Source organism: Rhizobium sp. WYCCWR 11146 (assembly GCF_013591995.1).
GTDB lineage: Bacteria > Pseudomonadota > Alphaproteobacteria > Rhizobiales > Rhizobiaceae > Rhizobium > Rhizobium indicum.
Genome location: NZ_JACCEY010000007.1, coordinates 265,599 through 281,957 on the forward strand (window position 1 = coordinate 265,599; position 16,359 = coordinate 281,957).

General features: G+C 62.8%; 12 protein-coding genes. 11 read left to right on the forward strand and 1 reads right to left on the reverse strand.

The window, feature by feature from the left end; all coding sequences use genetic code 11:
- Positions 1–6 precede the first annotated feature (6 nt).
- The 9 genes from HX899_RS04295 to HX899_RS04335 all read left to right on the forward strand — a co-directional run bounded on the left by HX899_RS04295 (position 7) and on the right by HX899_RS04335 (position 12,827).
- Entirely contained in the window at positions 7–1,497 is a 1,491-nt protein-coding gene (locus tag HX899_RS04295) for a carnitine 3-dehydrogenase (protein WP_138334674.1), read from the forward strand.
- A 10-nt stretch (positions 1,498–1,507) separates the two neighbouring features.
- Complete coding sequence (locus HX899_RS04300; RefSeq protein ID WP_138334675.1) at positions 1,508–2,668, forward strand: acyl-CoA dehydrogenase family protein; 1,161 nt, start codon at positions 1,508–1,510, stop codon at positions 2,666–2,668.
- Between the two features lie 4 nt (positions 2,669–2,672).
- Complete coding sequence (locus tag HX899_RS04305; protein WP_181291694.1) at positions 2,673–4,727, forward strand: acetate--CoA ligase family protein; 2,055 nt, start codon at positions 2,673–2,675, stop codon at positions 4,725–4,727.
- Between the two features lie 6 nt (positions 4,728–4,733).
- The gene (locus HX899_RS04310; protein WP_181291695.1) at positions 4,734–5,516 is read left to right on the forward strand and encodes a carnitinyl-CoA dehydratase; all 783 of its coding nucleotides are present in this window, start codon (positions 4,734–4,736) and stop codon (positions 5,514–5,516) included.
- Between the two features lie 118 nt (positions 5,517–5,634).
- Positions 5,635–7,224 carry an ABC transporter substrate-binding protein gene (locus HX899_RS04315; RefSeq protein WP_171600061.1) on the forward strand — a complete coding sequence of 530 codons (1,590 nt, stop codon included), beginning with the start codon at positions 5,635–5,637 and terminating at the stop codon, positions 7,222–7,224.
- A 96-nt stretch (positions 7,225–7,320) separates the two neighbouring features.
- A complete protein-coding gene (locus HX899_RS04320) occupies positions 7,321–8,325 on the forward strand; it encodes an ABC transporter permease (RefSeq protein WP_138334679.1) in 1,005 nt (334 codons plus the stop codon).
- Complete coding sequence (locus tag HX899_RS04325) at positions 8,322–9,149, forward strand: ABC transporter permease (RefSeq protein ID WP_138334680.1); 828 nt, start codon at positions 8,322–8,324, stop codon at positions 9,147–9,149. The genes HX899_RS04320 and HX899_RS04325 overlap by 4 nt, the downstream gene beginning before the upstream one ends.
- A complete protein-coding gene (locus HX899_RS04330) occupies positions 9,142–10,773 on the forward strand; it encodes an ABC transporter ATP-binding protein (RefSeq protein ID WP_171600060.1) in 1,632 nt (543 codons plus the stop codon). The genes HX899_RS04325 and HX899_RS04330 overlap by 8 nt, the downstream gene beginning before the upstream one ends.
- Before the next feature lie 50 nt (positions 10,774–10,823).
- Complete coding sequence (locus tag HX899_RS04335) at positions 10,824–12,827, forward strand: CocE/NonD family hydrolase (RefSeq protein ID WP_181291696.1); 2,004 nt, start codon at positions 10,824–10,826, stop codon at positions 12,825–12,827.
- 3 nt (positions 12,828–12,830) lie between these two features.
- On the opposite strand, the gene HX899_RS04340 is transcribed toward HX899_RS04335, so the two are convergent.
- Complete coding sequence (locus tag HX899_RS04340) at positions 12,831–13,742, reverse strand: alpha/beta hydrolase (RefSeq protein WP_181291697.1); 912 nt, start codon at positions 13,740–13,742, stop codon at positions 12,831–12,833.
- Positions 13,743–13,966: 224 nt separating this feature from the next.
- On the opposite strand from HX899_RS04340, the gene HX899_RS04345 reads away from it, so the two are divergent.
- Both HX899_RS04345 and HX899_RS04350 read left to right on the forward strand, forming a co-directional pair.
- Positions 13,967–14,491, forward strand: a complete 525-nt coding sequence (locus tag HX899_RS04345) for an RNA polymerase sigma factor (protein ID WP_171600057.1) — start codon at positions 13,967–13,969, stop codon at positions 14,489–14,491.
- The coding region (locus HX899_RS04350; RefSeq protein WP_181291698.1) for a VWA domain-containing protein at positions 14,488–16,359 on the forward strand (1,872 nt) is incomplete at its 3' end. The genes HX899_RS04345 and HX899_RS04350, both read left to right, overlap by 4 nt.

Genomic DNA, 16,359 nt, shown 5'->3' on the forward strand with positions numbered 1-16,359 from the left:
GACGGCATGACAGGGATCAACAAGGCGGCTTGTATCGGCGGCGGCGTCATCGGCGGCGGATGGATCGCGCGTTTTCTGCTGGCCGGCGTCGACGTGAACGTGTTCGATCCGCATCCGGAAGCAAGCCGCATCGTCGGCGAAGTGCTCGCCAACGCCGAAAAAGCCTATGCCATGCTGACCGGCGCACCCCTGCCGCCGCGCGGCAGGCTGACCTTCTGCACGACGCTCGCGGAAGCCGCCGCCGGCGCCGACTGGATTCAGGAAAGCGTGCCGGAAAGGCTCGACCTCAAGCGCGGCGTCCTGAATGAGATCGATGCCGTGGCGCGACCGGACGCCCTGATCGGCTCTTCCACATCAGGCCTGCTGCCGACCGATTTGCAGCGCGACATGAAGCATCCCGAGCGCCTCTTCGTCGCCCATCCCTATAATCCCGTCTATCTCTTGCCGCTCGTCGAAATCGTCGGCGGCGAGAAGACCTCGGCGGCGACCATCAAGGCTGCCATGGAGCGACTGCCGCCGATCGGCATGAAGGGCGTCCACATCGCCAAGGAGATCGAGGCCTTCGTCGGCGACCGGCTGCTCGAAGCGCTCTGGCGCGAGGCCCTGTGGCTGATCCACGACGACATCTGCACCGTCGAGACCCTCGATGACGTCATCCGCTACTCTTTCGGCCTGCGCTGGGCGCAGATGGGCCTGTTCCAGACCTATCGCATCGCCGGCGGCGAGGCCGGAATGCGCCACTTCCTCGCCCAGTTCGGCCCCTGCCTGGCCTGGCCCTGGACCAAGCTTACCGATGTCGTCGATCTCGACGATCCGCTGATCGAAAAGATCGGCCAGCAATCCGACGAACAGGCGGCCGGCCGCTCGATCCGTGAACTCGAACGCATCCGCGACGAAAACCTCGTCGGCATCCTGCAGGCCCTCAAGGGCGGCGATGGCGGCAAGGGCTGGGGCGCGGGCAAACTGCTGAAAGACTTCGAGCAATCGCTGTGGGCAGGAGGCGGCGGGACGATTAAGTCTTTCGATCCGTCGAAGCCGCTGAGGCTCGTCGAGACGAAAGTCAGCCCAGCCTGGGTCGATTATAACGGCCATATGACCGAACACCGCTACCTCCAGGTTTTCGGCGATACGTCAGATGCGCTGCTGCGTCTCATCGGCGTCGATCTCGCCTATGTCGAGGCGGGGCAGAGCTACTATACGGTGGAGACCCATATCCGCCATCTCGGCGAGGCAAAGCTCGGACAGGCGATCCATTCGACCTGCCAGATCCTGTCCGTCGACGAGAAGCGGCTGCACGTCTTCCACACGCTTCACGATACGGCGACGGGCGAGGCACTTGCCACCGCCGAGCACATGTTGCTGCATGTCGACAGCAAGGCGGGCAAAGCCGCGCCGGCGCCAGCTGGCGTCCTCGACAAGGCGAAGGCGATCGCCAGAGCCCATGCGGAGTTGGCAGCGCCTGAAGGCGCCAGCCGTCACGTCGGCCAGAAACGGTAGGAGGATCGGCATGGATTTTGGTCTCAGCGAAGAACAGGAAATGATCGTCAACACGGTCCGTGCCTTCGTGGAAACCGAGATCTATCCCCATGAGAACGAGGTCGAGCGCAGCGGTATCGTCCCACCGGAGCTTGGAGACGAGATTCGGCGCAAATGCATCGATCTCGGCTTCTATGCCTGCAATTTCCCGGAAGACGTCGGCGGCGCCGGCCTCGACCATGTCACCTTCACACTGGTCGAGCGGGAACTCGGACGCGGCTCCCTGGGGCTGACCGTTTTCTTCGGCCGGCCCTCCGGCATCCTCATGGCCTGCGAGGGCGAGCAGCGCGAGCGCTATCTCCTGCCTGCGGTGCGCGGCGAGAAGATCGATGCGCTTGCGATCACCGAGCCGGACGCCGGTTCTGATATGCGCGGCATGAAATGCGCCGCCCGCCGCGACGGTGGCGACTTCGTCCTCAACGGCACGAAACATTTCATCTCCCATGCCGATGTCGCCGATTTCGTCATCGTCTTTGCTGCGACGGGCGAGGAGGAAACGCCGAAGGGCATCAAGAAGAAGATCACCGCCTTCCTGGTGGATCGCGGCACGCCGGGCTTCGAAATCCTCAAAGGTTACGATTCCGTTTCGCATCGTGGCTACCATAACTCAACGCTCAGCTTCGACGATTGCCGCATTCCCGAAGCCCAAGTGCTGGGCGAGGTGCATCGCGGCTTCGATATCGCCAACCAATGGCTCTACGGCACGAGATTGACGGTTGCCGCCACCTGCGTCGGCCGGGCACGGCGTGTCTTCGACCTGGCCCTGCCCTACGCCGCCGAGCGCAAGCAGTTCGGCAAGCCGATCGGCGCCAATCAGGGCGTGTCGTTCAAGCTCGCCGACATGATCACCGAGATCGACGCAGCCGACTGGCTGACGCTGGCCGCCGCCTGGCAGGTCGATGCCGGCCGCCCCGCAGACCGGCAGATCGCTTCGGCCAAGCTCTATGCCTCGGAAATGCTCGCCCGCGTCACGGATGAGGCGATCCAGATCTTCGGCGGCATGGGACTGATGGACGATCTGCCGCTCGCCCGCTTCTGGCGCGATGCGCGCGTTGAGCGCATCTGGGACGGCACCTCCGAAATCCAGCGGCATATTATCAGCCGCGACTTGCTTCGACCCCTGGGAGCGTGAGCCGATGACGCCTCGCCCGCTCGACCGCCTGCTCAGACCGCAAACGATCGCCGTCTTCGGCGGTCGCGAGGCGCGCAGGGTGATCGAGCAATGCGACCGCATGGGCTTTGCCGGTGAGATCTGGCCTGTCCATCCCAAACTCGACGAGGTGCTCGGGCGGTCCTGCTATCGCTCTGTATCCGATCTGCCTTCGGCGCCGGACGCAGCCTTCGTTGGCGTCAACAGGACGCTGACCGTCGAAATCGTCCGCAGCCTTTCTGAGGCCGGTGCCGGCGGGGCAGTCTGTTATGCATCGGGTTTCAGCGAGGCGACGGGTGAACTCGGCGACGGCGCCGAGCTGCAGCAGGCCCTGCTGGACGCAGCCGGCGACATGCCGATCCTCGGGCCGAATTGCTACGGGCTGATCAACGGTCTCGACGGTGCGCTGCTGTGGCCCGATCAGCATGGCATGCAGCGCATCGAACGTGGCGTCGCAATCCTCACGCAATCCTCGAATATCGCCATCAACCTGACAATGCAGACCCGAGGCGTGCCGATCGCCTATGTGGTCACTGCCGGCAATCAGGCCCAGACATCGCTTGCCGATGTCGCCTGCGCGCTGATCGACGACCCGCGCGTCACGGCGGTCGGCCTTCATGTCGAAGGTTTCGGTGATCTCTCGGCACTCGAACGCCTGGCCGCCATGGCCCGGCGGTCGAGGAAGCCGGTGGTCGTGTTGAAGGTCGGCAGGTCCGAGCAGGCAAAACGCGCGGCGGTGTCGCATACCGCCTCGCTTGCCGGCAGCGATGCCATCGCCGACGCTGTGCTCGCCCGCCTCGGCCTTGGCCGTGTGCAAACCTTGCCGGCGCTGCTCGAAACCCTGAAACTCCTGCATGTCGCCGGCCCGCTCGCAAGCCATTCCATCTCGTCGATGAGCTGTTCCGGTGGCGAAGCCTCGCTGATGGCGGATGCCGCCGTCGGTCACAACGTGGAATTCCCGGCGCTGCAGCCGCTACAATTGCCACGGCTGCGGCGGGTCCTCGGCGAGATGGTGACGCTTTCCAATCCGCTCGATTACCACACCTTCGTGTGGGGGGATCTCGCACGCCAGACCGAAGCCTTCAGCGCCATGTTCGAGGGCGGCTATGCCCTCAATCTCGTCGTGCTCGACTTCCCCCGCGATGACCGCTGCGATGCGTCCGAATGGGCAATGACGGCAGACGCGGTCATGACGGCCGCTGCCGCAACCGGTGCGCTGGCCGGCCTTCTGGCGACACTTCCGGAAAACATGCCGGAGCCCATCGCCGATCGGCTGATGGCAAACGGCATCATTGCCTTCTGCGGCATCGACGAAACCATCACGGCTGCGGAAGTCGCCGCCGGCATCGGCCAGGCCTGGGATGGCCCACCTCCCCTGCCGCTGCTCGATGTGTCCCCTATGGACGGCGAGATCGAGACGCTGACGGAGGCCGATGCGAAGGCCGAGCTTGCCGCCTTCGGCCTTCCTGTTCCGCAAGGGCTGTTGGCCTCTTCTCCCGGTCAAGCGGCCGAGCAGGCCGAACGGCTCGGTTTTCCCGTCGTACTGAAAGCGCTCGGCATTGCCCACAAGACCGAGGCAGGGGCCGTCGCACTCAACCTAGAGGATACTAAGGTAGTATCGAATGCGGCGGCGGCAATGCCGCCGAATGCCGGTTATCTGGTCGAGAAAATGATCGATCCACCGGTTGCCGAGCTCATTGTCGGCGCCATCCGCGACCCTGTCTTCGGATTGTCGCTCACGCTTGGAGCGGGCGGAATCTTCGTTGAATTGCTTGAAGATTCCGTCATCCTGCCGCTTCCGGCGACGAAAACCGATATTCACGCGGCAATTTCACGTCTCAAACTTGCAAAATTGATCTATGGCTATCGCGGGCGGCCAAAAGGCGATCTCGAAGCCGCTGTTGGTGCTGTCTCAGCAACGGCAGATTATGTCGTAAAGAACGCGGCATCCCTGGAGGAACTGGACATTAATCCATTGATGGTTCTTCCCGAAGGGCGTGGCGTGGCCGTAGTCGATGCTTTGATACGGCGGAGGAGGTAGCATAGGTTGAGCGACCACATTCGCACACGACATGACGGTGGAATACTCGAAGTCGTCATCGACCGGCCGAAGGCGAATGCCATCGACCTTGCGAACAGCCGTGCCCTGGGGTTGATCTTCCGAGATTTCCGCGACGATCCGGCGTTGCGTGTCGCCATCGTCTCGGGCGCCGGCGAGAAGTTTTTCTGTGCCGGTTGGGATCTCAAGGCGGCGGCATCAGGCGATGCGGTCGACGGGGATTACGGCGTGGGTGGTTTCGGCGGGCTGCAGGAACTGCGCGACCTCAACAAGCCCATCATTTGTGCGGTCAACGGCATCTGTTGCGGCGGCGGACTGGAGATTGCGCTGTCGACCGACCTGATCCTCGCGGCCGACCATGCGACCTTCGCCCTGCCGGAAATCCGCTCCGGCACGGTTGCCGATGCGGCTTCCATCAAGCTGCCTAAACGCATCCCCTATCACATCGCCATGGACATGCTTTTGACCGGTCGCTGGCTCGACGTTCACGAGGCGCATCGCTGGGGTTTCGTCAACGAGGTCCTGCCGGCCGAGCGGCTGATGGAGAGAGCATGGGAGCTTGCCCGGTTGCTCGAGAGCGGGCCGCCGCTCGTCTATGCGGCCATTAAGGAAATCGTCCGCGAAGCGGAGGGTTCGCCGTTCCAGACTGCCATGAACAAGATCACCAAACGGCAGTTTGCGACGGTCGACAAGCTCTATTCGAGCGAGGACCAATTGGAAGGCGCACGGGCCTTCGCCGAGAAGCGAAGCCCCATTTGGAAAGGAAAATAACCCGGCGGCAGCAACCGCATTATTTTCCCGCATGATGCGGGCACCGGAGGTGGAGAGGAAACCGTCTGCGGACCTGCCCGGAAGTTCTGTCAACGCACCATAAAGAAGGAACTGGGGAATGAACGACTACACGAAATATCTCGCAAGCCGTGTCACCGCCGGCGGGCTCAGCCGCCGCGAATTCATGGGACGCGCCATGGCGGCGGGCATCACACTTGCCGTCGCCGACAAGCTCTTCACCGAAAGTGCCGAAGCGGCCGAACCGAAGCGCGGCGGCCACCTGAAGCTCGGCCTCGAAGGTGGTGCAGCCACCGATTCCAAGGATCCGGCGAAATTCCTGTCGCAGGTCATGTTCTGCATCGGCCGCTGCTGGGGCGACATGCTGGTCGAGTCCGATCCGCTGACGGGTGCCGCCGTGCCGTCGCTTGCCGAATCCTGGGAGCCGTCGAAGGACGCGGCGACCTGGACCTTTAAGATCCGCAAGGGCGTCAAGTTCCACGATGGCAAGGAACTGACGATCGACGACGTCGTTGCGACGCTGAAGCGTCACACCGACGCGAAGTCGGAATCCGGCGCGCTCGGTGTTCTCGGCTCGATCAAGGAGATCAAGGCCGACGGCGGCAATCTCGTCCTCACGCTCAGCGAAGGCAATGCCGACATGCCGCTGCTGCTGTCGGACTACCATCTGGTCATCCAGCCGAATGGCGGCGTTGACGATCCGCTGGCCTCGATCGGCACAGGCCCCTACAAGATGACGAGCTTCGAGCCCGGCGTCCGCGCCACCTTCGAAAAGAACAAGGACGACTGGCGCACCGACCGGGGTTATGTCGATTCGATCGAAATCATCGGCATGAACGACGCCACCGCCCGCATCGCAGCACTGTCGTCCGGCCAGGTCCACTACATCAACCGCGTCGACCCGAAGACCGTCAGCCTGCTGAAGCGCGCCCCGAACGTCGAGATTCTCTCGACCTCCGGCCGCGGCCACTACGTCTTCATCATGCACTGCGATAAGGCGCCGTTCGACAACAACGACCTGCGCCTGGCGCTCAAATACGCCATGGACCGCGAGACCATGGTGAAAAAGATCCTCGGCGGCTACGGCAAGGTCGGCAACGACTTCCCGATCAACAACACCTATGCGCTTTTCCCCGAGGGCATAGAGCAGCGCGCCTACGATCCCGACAAGGCTGCGTTTCACTACAAGAAATCAGGCCATAGCGGCTCGGTGCTCTTGCGCACCTCCGAAGTCGCCTTCCCCGGCGGTGTCGATGCGGCAGTCCTTTACCAGGAAAGCTGCAAAAAGGCCGGCATCGAGATCGAGGTCAAGCGCGAGCCGGGCGACGGCTACTGGACCAACGTCTGGAATGTCCAGCCCTTCTCGACCTCCTACTGGGGTGGCCGTCCGACGCAGGACCAGATGTATTCCACCGCCTATCTCTCGACGGCGGATTGGAACGACACCAAGTTCAAGCGTCCTGACTTCGATAAGCTGCTGTTGCAGGCCCGCTCCGAGCTTGATGAAGCCAAGCGCAAGGACATGTATCGCACCATGGCGATCACGGTGCGCGACGAGGGCGGGGTGATCCTGCCGATGTTCAACGACTTCGTGAACGCCTCCACCAAGCAGGTGAAGGGTTATGTCCACGACATCGGCAACGACATGTCGAACGGCTACGTCGCGACCCGCGTCTGGCTGGACGCCTGATGGCAAGGGGCGTTTGCCCCTCCGATCTCTAACGAAGCCCGGACCGTGGGATGAAACCCCGCGGTCCTCCCGACGTTTTAGCGCGAGGTCCTCGCCATGACCAATCCTGCCCCAAGCATCTTGCCCGGCCTCGGGTTTCGGCAGCGTTTTCCGCTGCTTGCCCTTATCCTCGAGCGCTTCGTGCTCAGTATCGTCCTGCTCTTTGCCGTTTCCATCGTGATCTTCGGCGGTCTGGAAGCCCTGCCCGGCGATTTTGCCACAACCTATCTCGGTCAGTCGGCGACACCGCAGGCCGTTGCCAATATTCGAGAGGATCTCGGGCTGAACCGCCCGATAACCACGCGTTACGTCGAATGGCTCGGCAACGCCGTCCAGGGGGACTTCGGCACCTCTTGGGCCAGCAAGAATTCGGTGAGCGAACAGATCGGCAAGCGTCTTGGCAATTCGCTCTTCCTGGCGGGTTTCGCAGCCGTGATATCGGTGCCGCTCGCCGTTGGGCTCGGCATGCTGTCGGTGCATTTCCGCAATCGCCTGCCGGATAAGATCATCAACGTCATCTCGCTGGCGGCGATCTCGCTGCCGGAATTCTTCGTCGGCTACCTGCTGATCCTGTTCTTCGCGGTGAAATTCGGCGTGGCCACCTTTCCGGCGACGGTCTATGACAGCATGGGTTTCGTCGAGCGATTGAAAGCAATCGCGCTGCCGACGGCGACCCTCGTGCTCGTCGTACTCGCGCATATGATGCGCATGACGCGGGCGGCAATCCTCTCCGTCATGTCGTCGGCCTATATGGAGACCGCAGAGCTGAAAGGCCTTGGCGCCTTCCGCTCGATCGTCAAGCATGCCGCCCCCAATGCGCTCGCGCCGATCATCAACGTCATCGCATTGACGCTTGCCTATCTCGTGGTCGGCGTCGTCGTTGTCGAAGTGGTCTTCGTCTATCCCGGCATGGGGCAGTATATGGTCGATGCGGTCACCGTGCGCGACATGCCTGTCGTTCAGGCCTGCGGCCTGATCTTCGCGGCTGTCTATATCTTCCTCAACATGACCGCCGATATTCTCGCGATTATCGCCAATCCCAGGCTGAGGCATCCGCGATGAGATTGAGAGACATCCCCATCACCGCCTGGATCGGCATGGCCGGTATCGCCATCGCCTTTATATTCGCGATCTTTGCTCCCTGGCTCGCCCCCTATGGCGAGACGCAGGTCGTCGGCGACGTCTGGCAGTTGCCTGATGATCAATATATCTTCGGTCTCGACAATCTCGGCCGCGACATCTTCTCGCGGCTGATCTACGGCGCACGCACGACGCTGCTGGTCGCGTCCGCCGCCACCGTCATCTCGTTCTCGCTCGGCATCATCCTGAGCTTCACGGCTGCCGTCTCGCGCGGCGTGGTCGACACCGTCCTCTCTCGCTTCAACGATTTGATGATGTCGATCCCGACGCTGATCTTCGCACTCGTGGTCCTGGCGGTGCTGCCGCAAAACATGGTCGTGCTGATCCTTGTCATGGCGATCCTCGATTCCACCCGCGTCTACCGTCTCGGCCGTGCCGTGGCGCTCGATGTCGCGGTGATGGAATTCGTCGAGGCGGCAACGCTGCGCGGCGAAGGCAAGCTCTGGATCATCTTCCGCGAAATCCTGCCGAACACACTGTCGCCGCTGCTGGCCGAATTCGGGCTGCGCTTCGCCTTCTCGATCCTGTTCCTCTCGACGCTTTCCTTCCTCGGCCTCGGCATTCAGCCGCCTGCGGCCGATTGGGGCGGCATGGTCAAGGACAACAAGGACGGCATCATCTTCGGTATCTCGGCAGCGCTGGTGCCGGGCACCGCGATCGCGACACTTGCCGTCTGCGTCAACCTCGTCGTCGACTGGCTCCTGAAACGCACATCCAGCCTCAAGGGAGGGCGCGGCGATGCCTGAGCTTCTTTCCGTTCGCAATCTGAAGATCGAAGCAACCAGCTATCCGCCGGGCGAACCGCCCAAACGGGTGACGATCGTCGACGGCGTTTCCTTCGATCTGCAGAAGGGCAAGGTTCTCGGCCTGATCGGCGAATCGGGCGCCGGCAAGTCGACGATCGGCCTTTCCGCACTCGCCTATGGCCGGGGCGGCGCCGAAATCACCGGCGGCGAGGTGCGGCTCGACGGCGCCGATATCCTGGTGCTCGGCAAGAACGGCATCCGGAAAATCCGCGGAGCACGGGTCTGCTATGTCGCGCAATCGGCCGCCGCTGCGTTTAATCCGGCGCACAGGCTCGGCGATCAGGTGATCGAAGCCTCGGTCAAACATGGTTTGATGAGCAAGGACGAGGCGCGCAAACGGGCGCTTTATCTGTTCGGGGTTCTCGGCCTGCCCAATCCGGAAACCTTCGGCGAGCGCTTTCCCCATCAGGTCTCCGGTGGGCAGCTGCAGCGGGCGATGACGGCGATGGCGCTCTGCTCCAATCCTGAGCTCATCGTCTTCGACGAGCCGACCACGGCGCTCGACGTCACCACGCAGATCGACGTGCTGGCGGCGATCAAGCATGCCATCGAGGAAACGCACACGGCCGCCCTCTACATCACCCATGACCTTGCCGTCGTCGCCCAGATCTCGGACGACATCATGGTCCTGCGTTATGGCAAGCAGGTGGAATATGGCAGCGTCCAGCAGATCATCGAGGCGCCGCGGGAGGACTATACCCGCGCCCTCGTCAATGTCAGGCAGGCCTACCGCGAGGAAGCCGCCGACCAGTCTGCGGCACTTCTCAAGGTCGAAAATGTCAGTGCCGAATATTCCAACGGCTTCAAAGTGCTGCACGATGTCTCTTTGCATGTGCCGAAGGGGCAGACGCTCGCGGTCGTCGGCGAATCCGGTTCCGGCAAATCGACCCTGGCGCGCGTGATCACCGGCCTGTTGCCGCCGAGCAACGGACGTATAGTCTTTGACGGCAAGCCGCTGATGCCGGGCCTGAAGAGCCGACCGAACGACGATCTGAGGCGTATCCAGCTGATCTACCAGATGGCCGACACGGCGATGAACCCGCGCCAGACGGTTCGAGACATCATCGGCCGCCCGCTGACCTTCTATTATGGCCTGAGAGGTGCCGAGAAGACCGCCCGGGTGAAGGAACTGCTCGACCAGATCGAAATGGGCAAGGGCTTCGTCGATCGTTATCCGGCCGAACTCTCCGGCGGCCAGAAGCAGCGTGTGGCGATCGCAAGAGCGCTGGCCGCCAAGCCCGAACTCATCCTCTGCGACGAGCCGACCTCGGCGCTCGATCCGCTGGTGGCGGAGGGTATCCTCAAACTGCTTCTCCGCCTGCAGGAAGAAGAGCAGCTGTCCTACGTCTTCATCACCCACGACATCGCGATCGTTCGGGCGATTGCCGACAGCGTGGCGGTGATGCATCGTGGCAAGCTGGTGCGGTTCGGTCCGAAATCGACGGCGCTCTCCCCGCCCTTTGACGACTACACCGATCTGCTGTTGAAATCCGTGCCGGAAATGGAAATCGGCTGGCTGGAACGGGTGCTTGCCACGCGTCGCATGGAGAGCGCCGGTAACTGACTTGACGAGGGTAAACCCTCGTCTCACGGAATGTGCATCAAGGAATGAGCATGACCTCGCGCGGCTTCACCACCATCGAGAATGAATGGATTACGCTGGAGGATGGGACGCGGCTTGCCGCGCGCATCTGGATGCCGGATGGCGCTAGGGAAGATCCCGTTCCCGCCGTCTTCGAATTCCTGCCCTATCGCAAGCGGGACGGAACCAGTCTGCGGGACGAGTCGACCTATCCGGTCTTCGCGGCCGCAGGCATTGCCGGCGTGCGCGTCGATATCCGCGGATCCGGAGAATCCGACGGCGTCATCGACGGCGAATATACCGAAAGCGAGCTTGCCAATGCCTGCGAGCTGATCGCCTGGATTGCCGCGCAGCCATGGTCGAGCGGCGCGGTCGGCATGATGGGCATCTCCTGGGGCGGCTTCAACAGCCTGCAGGTCGCAGCATTGCGCCCGCCGGCGCTGAAGGCCGTCATCTCGATCGCCTCGACCGTCGACCGCTACAATGACGACATCCACTACAAGAACGGCTGCCATCTCTCCGCCCAGCTCTCATGGGCGGCGACGATGCTCGGCTACCAGTCGCGCCCGCCCGACCCTTCACTCGTCGGCGAGCGCTGGAAGGAAATGTGGCTGGAACGCCTGGCAGGCGAACCCTTCTTCATGGAGGAGTGGCTGGCCCACCAGCGGCGCGACGATTTCTGGCGTCATGGCTCGATCTCAGAGGATTTTTCGAGCGTGGAAATCCCGACGCTTGTCATCGCCGGCTGGGCTGACGGCTACCGCAATACCCCTCTGATGGCGGTCGAAGGCCTGGGCGACAAGGCGAAAGCGCTGATCGGCCCCTGGGTCCACAAATATCCGCATTTCGCCTGGCCGAAGCCGCGCACCGATTTTCATGGCGAGGCGATTGCCTGGTGGAACAGATGGCTGCGGGGCGAGGACAATGGGATCGACGGGCTGCCGCAGGCCCGCGCCTATATTCTCGACGCCATCCGCCCTGCCCCGCGCCGCGACAGCGATCCGGGTTTCTGGGTCGCCAAGGACGTCTGGTCGCCGCCGCAGATGCAGTGCTTCTATGTCGAGCAGTTCGGCAAGCTGACGGAAGGCATGCCGATCCCGCACGCGCCCGAACATGCCGCCTATCTCCGCTCTCCGCTCGACACCGGGACGGCATCGGGTGAATATTTCACGCTGAAACCCGACGCCGAAATGGCGATCGATCAACGCTTGGACGATGCTGGCTCGCTGGTCTTCGATACGATGCCGCTTGCTGGCGATTACGACTATCTCGGCCGGCCCGTGCTCACGCTTGCGCTGCGCTCTCGGGCGGCGGGCGGAAATCTCTGCGCCCGGCTCATCGATGTCCATCCGGATGGTACGGCAACACGTGTCGCCTTCGGCGTCGTCAATCTCACTCACCGGGAGGGCAATGCGGATCCCAAGCCGCTGACACCAGGCGAGAAGGTGTCGATCCGGCTCGTGCTCGATGCCTGCGGATATCGCTTCCGCAAGGGTCATCGCATCCGCCTTTCGCTTTCTACCGCATATTGGCCGATGATCCTGCCGCCGCCTGATGACGAAGGCATCGAGGTCGATATCGCCGCACTCGGCCTCGGGCTGCCGATGCTCGGCGAGCACCAGCGGATAGACATCAAGGAACCGGCCAATCCCGATCCGCTGCCGAAATACATCGAGCACGCGGCCGCCGCGACGAAGCGGCAGGTCGTCCGTGATCTCTCGGCCAGTCGGACGGAGTATCACATCCACGAGGATACCGGGCTCACCGAACACCCTGAGACAGGTCTCTCGACCCGGCAATTGCGCGAGGAAGTCTGGTCGATTTCACCGGATGATCCGCTGTCGATGACCGGGGTCTCGACCTGGACCTGCGACATGCGCCGCCCCGGCTGGTTCGCCCGCACGGTCGCGACCGCACGCATTTCATGTACCCGGAACGACTGGATCATCAGCGCTGTCGTCACCGCCTTCGAGGACGACGTGCAGATCTTCGAAAAGGTCTTTGTGGAAAAGCGGATCGCCCGCGACCTGATGTGACCATCAGGTCGCCGCAAAACGCCTTGTCGCCTCGCAGACGGCACGAAAGCCGTCGCGTGCGCCGTCGCTCATGTGGCGGGCGCGCAGCCACGCGTGCACCATCTGCGGCTCCTCCCGGAACCAGACGTCGACGCCCTCCGCGGTGAGCCGGGCGGCATAGTGCCGGCCGTCGTCTCGGAGCGGATCGAAATGCGCGACCGTGATGAAGGCCGGCGGCAGCCCGGCAAGCGAAGCTGCCTGCAGCGGTTCGGCGATCTCATTGCCCGCCGGCGCCTGCAGGATCTCGCGGTAATAAGCGACATCCGCCGTCGTCAATCCAGGCGCCGCGGCCATTTTGACATAGGAGCCCGCAGTAAGGTCGCCGCCAAGCGCCGGATAGATCAGGACTTGGCCGACGACGCCGGACAGGCCCTGCTCGCGCGCCCGCAATGCAAGGCCCGCGGCCAGATTGCCGCCGGCGCTGTCGCCGATCAGCACGACCTTGCTGTTGGCGGAAAGCAGATGCTTCAACACGGTAAAGCCGTCATCCGTCTGCGCCGGCCAGCGATATTCAGGGGCGAGGCGATAATCGACCGAAACAAGTTCCGCGCCGGCAAAATCGGCGATCTCGGCGCAGATGGCATGATGGCTCTCGAGCGAACCGACAACGAAGCCACCGCCATGAAGATAGAGCAGAATGGTGCGCGTGCTGATCTTCCGCGGACGGTAACGCCGGATCGGTATGCGCTGGAGCATGCCGTCCGCAAAGATCATCTCCGGGGGCAGCGGACGGTCAAAGCGCGCGCAAAGAGCGTCGTACCAATGTCGCTGCTGTTCGATCGATGCTTGAACGGCGTCTGGCGGATAGAAGGAATCGCAAGTCGCCAGAAACTGCAGGATGCCCCTTTCAGTGGGGACAGGCGGTTGAGCGGACATGGAGGTCCTTTCGCGATTTGGGACATGACAGGTCATGTCCCTGGCCGACTCTGTCTTCATCATGCGCCTTTGTGACGGAGCCGATCTGTCTGGCCGCGACCCATGAATGTCGCGGCTTTTAAAATTCCCAATAATTTTTTCGTCGCGGACCCAAGGAAAGCCATCCGAGAAACGTCTCAATCTCGAAATAGCATCTTGCTGGTCGGTTTGGGGTAGGTGCGGAATTGGATGCGGAGCTCATAGAACGAGCGCAGGGCGGTGACCGGGAGGCCTTCGGGCAACTGGTCTCGCGCCATTATGATTTCGTCCATGCGACGGCGTGGCGTTGGTCGGGCAGTTCCACCGATGCCGACGACATTGCCCAGGAGGTCTGCGTCAAGCTCGGCGCGGCGATCCGCAGCTTTCGCGGCGCCAGCCGCTTCAGGACATGGCTCTATACGCTGACGCTCAACGCCGCCCGCGACCATAGACGCAAGCTTGCACGAGAGCAGCAGACATTCCGCGCCTACGCCGCCGAACCGCAGCAGGATGCGCCGGCCGGAAATGACGATGAGCTATCGAGCGAATTATGGGCAGCCGTGCGCGCCTTGCCGGAAAGGCAATGCGACGCGGTGCTGCTCGTTTACGGCGAGGGTCTCAGCCATTCGGCTGCCGCCGATGTCATGGGCTGCTCGGAGGCGACCGTATCCTGGCAGGTCCATGAGGCGCGCAAGAGGCTGAAGACCGTGCTCGGCAAGGAAGAGGTATGACCGTGGACAAGGAACTCGAAAAGCTCTCCCGCCTGACACCGCCGGCAGCGACGCCGGAGGCGCGTGCGCGTGCGCTTACTGCCGCGATGCAGGCCTTCGATACCGCAGAAAATAATGCGCCGGCCGCCCAAGGAAATGCGAAAGGCTGGCGTCAAAGCTCCATCATCAACTGGATATGGAGCCCTGCCATGAACAAGAAATTCCTCGCCGGTTCAGCCCTAGCGACGCTGCTCGTCATTCCGGCCGCCGGTTACCTGGCGATCGAGCTGACCCGCAACGGATCGCCGATCGTCGATCAGACAGAGATCGCCGGCAACCTTTCGAAAAGTGAGGCGTCGAAACAACCGGCCGCAACTGCCGGTCAGCCGGTCACGGTCGCGCCGCAAACACCGGCCGGGAACAACAGCCTGGATGAGCAATCTGTCGCTGTCGCGCAAGCCCCGCAGGACAAGGAGGCGCCGGCACTCGCGAAACCCGATTCGTCGCGGACATCCGAATTCGATGCCAACGACGTCGCCGCTCTCACGAACAAGCCGGAGGGTTCTGCCGCGGCACTCGGGGCGGCCAAACGCGCTGTGCCGGCCGCTCCCGGCATCGTCCCCCAGCGGCAGTTTGCCGAACCGATGGCTGCCATCGCCCCTTCGCCTACTCCGCCTGCGGAGGGGCATGCCCAGATTCAGCTCGATTCCAATCGCGAGCGGTTTGCCAATGCTGCGGCAAATCCGATCAAGAGCGTGGCGACGGATCCGGTCTCGACCTTCTCCGCGGATGTCGACAGCGCGTCCTATGCCTTCGTCCGCCGGTCGTTGACCGGCGGGGCACTGCCCGACCCGCAATCGGTCCGCGTCGAAGAGATGATCAATTATTTCCCCTATGACTGGCCGGGCCCTGACAATGCCGATCAGCCTTTCAAGGCGACAGTGACCGTGATGCCGACCCCGTGGAACCACGACACGGAATTGATGCATGTGGCGATCAAGGGCTATGACATCGCGCCGGCGACCACGCCGCATGCCAATCTGGTCTTCCTGATCGACGTGTCCGGCTCGATGGACGAGCCGGACAAACTGCCGCTTCTCAAGAGCGCCTTCCGGCTTCTGGTCAACAAGCTGAAGGCCGACGACACCGTCTCGATCGTCACCTATGCCGGCAATGCCGGCACCGTGCTCTCGCCGACACGGGTGGCGGAGAAATCGAAGATCCTGTCGGCGATCGACAGGCTGGAGCCCGGAGGTTCGACCGGCGGTGCCGAAGGCATCGAGGCGGCTTACGATCTTGCCAAGCAGGCCTTCGTCAAGGACGGCGTCAACCGGGTGATGCTGGCGACCGATGGCGACTTCAATGTCGGCCCGTCGAGCGATGAGGACCTGAAGCGCATCATCGAGGAGAGACGCAAGGACGGCATCTTCCTCACCGTTCTCGGCTTCGGGCGGGGCAATCTCAACGATTCTCTGATGCAGACGCTGGCGCAGAACGGCAACGGCAGTGCTGCCTATATCGACACCTTGGCCGAGGCGCAAAAGACGCTGGTCGAAGAGGCCGGATCGACGCTGTTTCCGATCGCCAGCGACGTTAAGTTTCAGGTCGAGTTCAACCCGGAACGGATCGCCGAATACCGCTTGATCGGTTACGAGACGCGGGCGCTGAAGCGCGAGGATTTCAACAATGACCGTGTCGATGCCGGCGATATCGGCTCCGGCCACAGCGTCACGGCGATTTACGAGATTACGCCCAAGGGAAGCCCCGCGGTGATGAATGATGACCTGCGCTATGGCGCAGCCAATAAGGCGGCCGCCGCGGCGGCCGACAGCGCCCATCACGGCGAACTTGCCTTCGTCAAGATGCGCTACAAGCGGCGGGGCGAGGAC

Coding starts and splice junctions, on each gene's coding strand:
- HX899_RS04315 (WP_171600061.1), top strand. CDS start 5,635: ATGAACGACTACACGAAATATCTCGCAAGCCGTGTCACCGCCGGCGGG.
- HX899_RS04305 (WP_181291694.1), top strand. CDS start 2,673: ATGACGCCTCGCCCGCTCGACCGCCTGCTCAGACCGCAAACGATCGCC.
- HX899_RS04320 (WP_138334679.1), top strand. CDS start 7,321: ATGACCAATCCTGCCCCAAGCATCTTGCCCGGCCTCGGGTTTCGGCAG.
- HX899_RS04300 (WP_138334675.1), top strand. CDS start 1,508: ATGGATTTTGGTCTCAGCGAAGAACAGGAAATGATCGTCAACACGGTC.
- HX899_RS04340 (WP_181291697.1), bottom strand. CDS start 13,742: ATGTCCGCTCAACCGCCTGTCCCCACTGAAAGGGGCATCCTGCAGTTT.
- HX899_RS04330 (WP_171600060.1), top strand. CDS start 9,142: ATGCCTGAGCTTCTTTCCGTTCGCAATCTGAAGATCGAAGCAACCAGC.
- HX899_RS04325 (WP_138334680.1), top strand. CDS start 8,322: ATGAGATTGAGAGACATCCCCATCACCGCCTGGATCGGCATGGCCGGT.
- HX899_RS04335 (WP_181291696.1), top strand. CDS start 10,824: ATGACCTCGCGCGGCTTCACCACCATCGAGAATGAATGGATTACGCTG.
- HX899_RS04295 (WP_138334674.1), top strand. CDS start 7: ATGACAGGGATCAACAAGGCGGCTTGTATCGGCGGCGGCGTCATCGGC.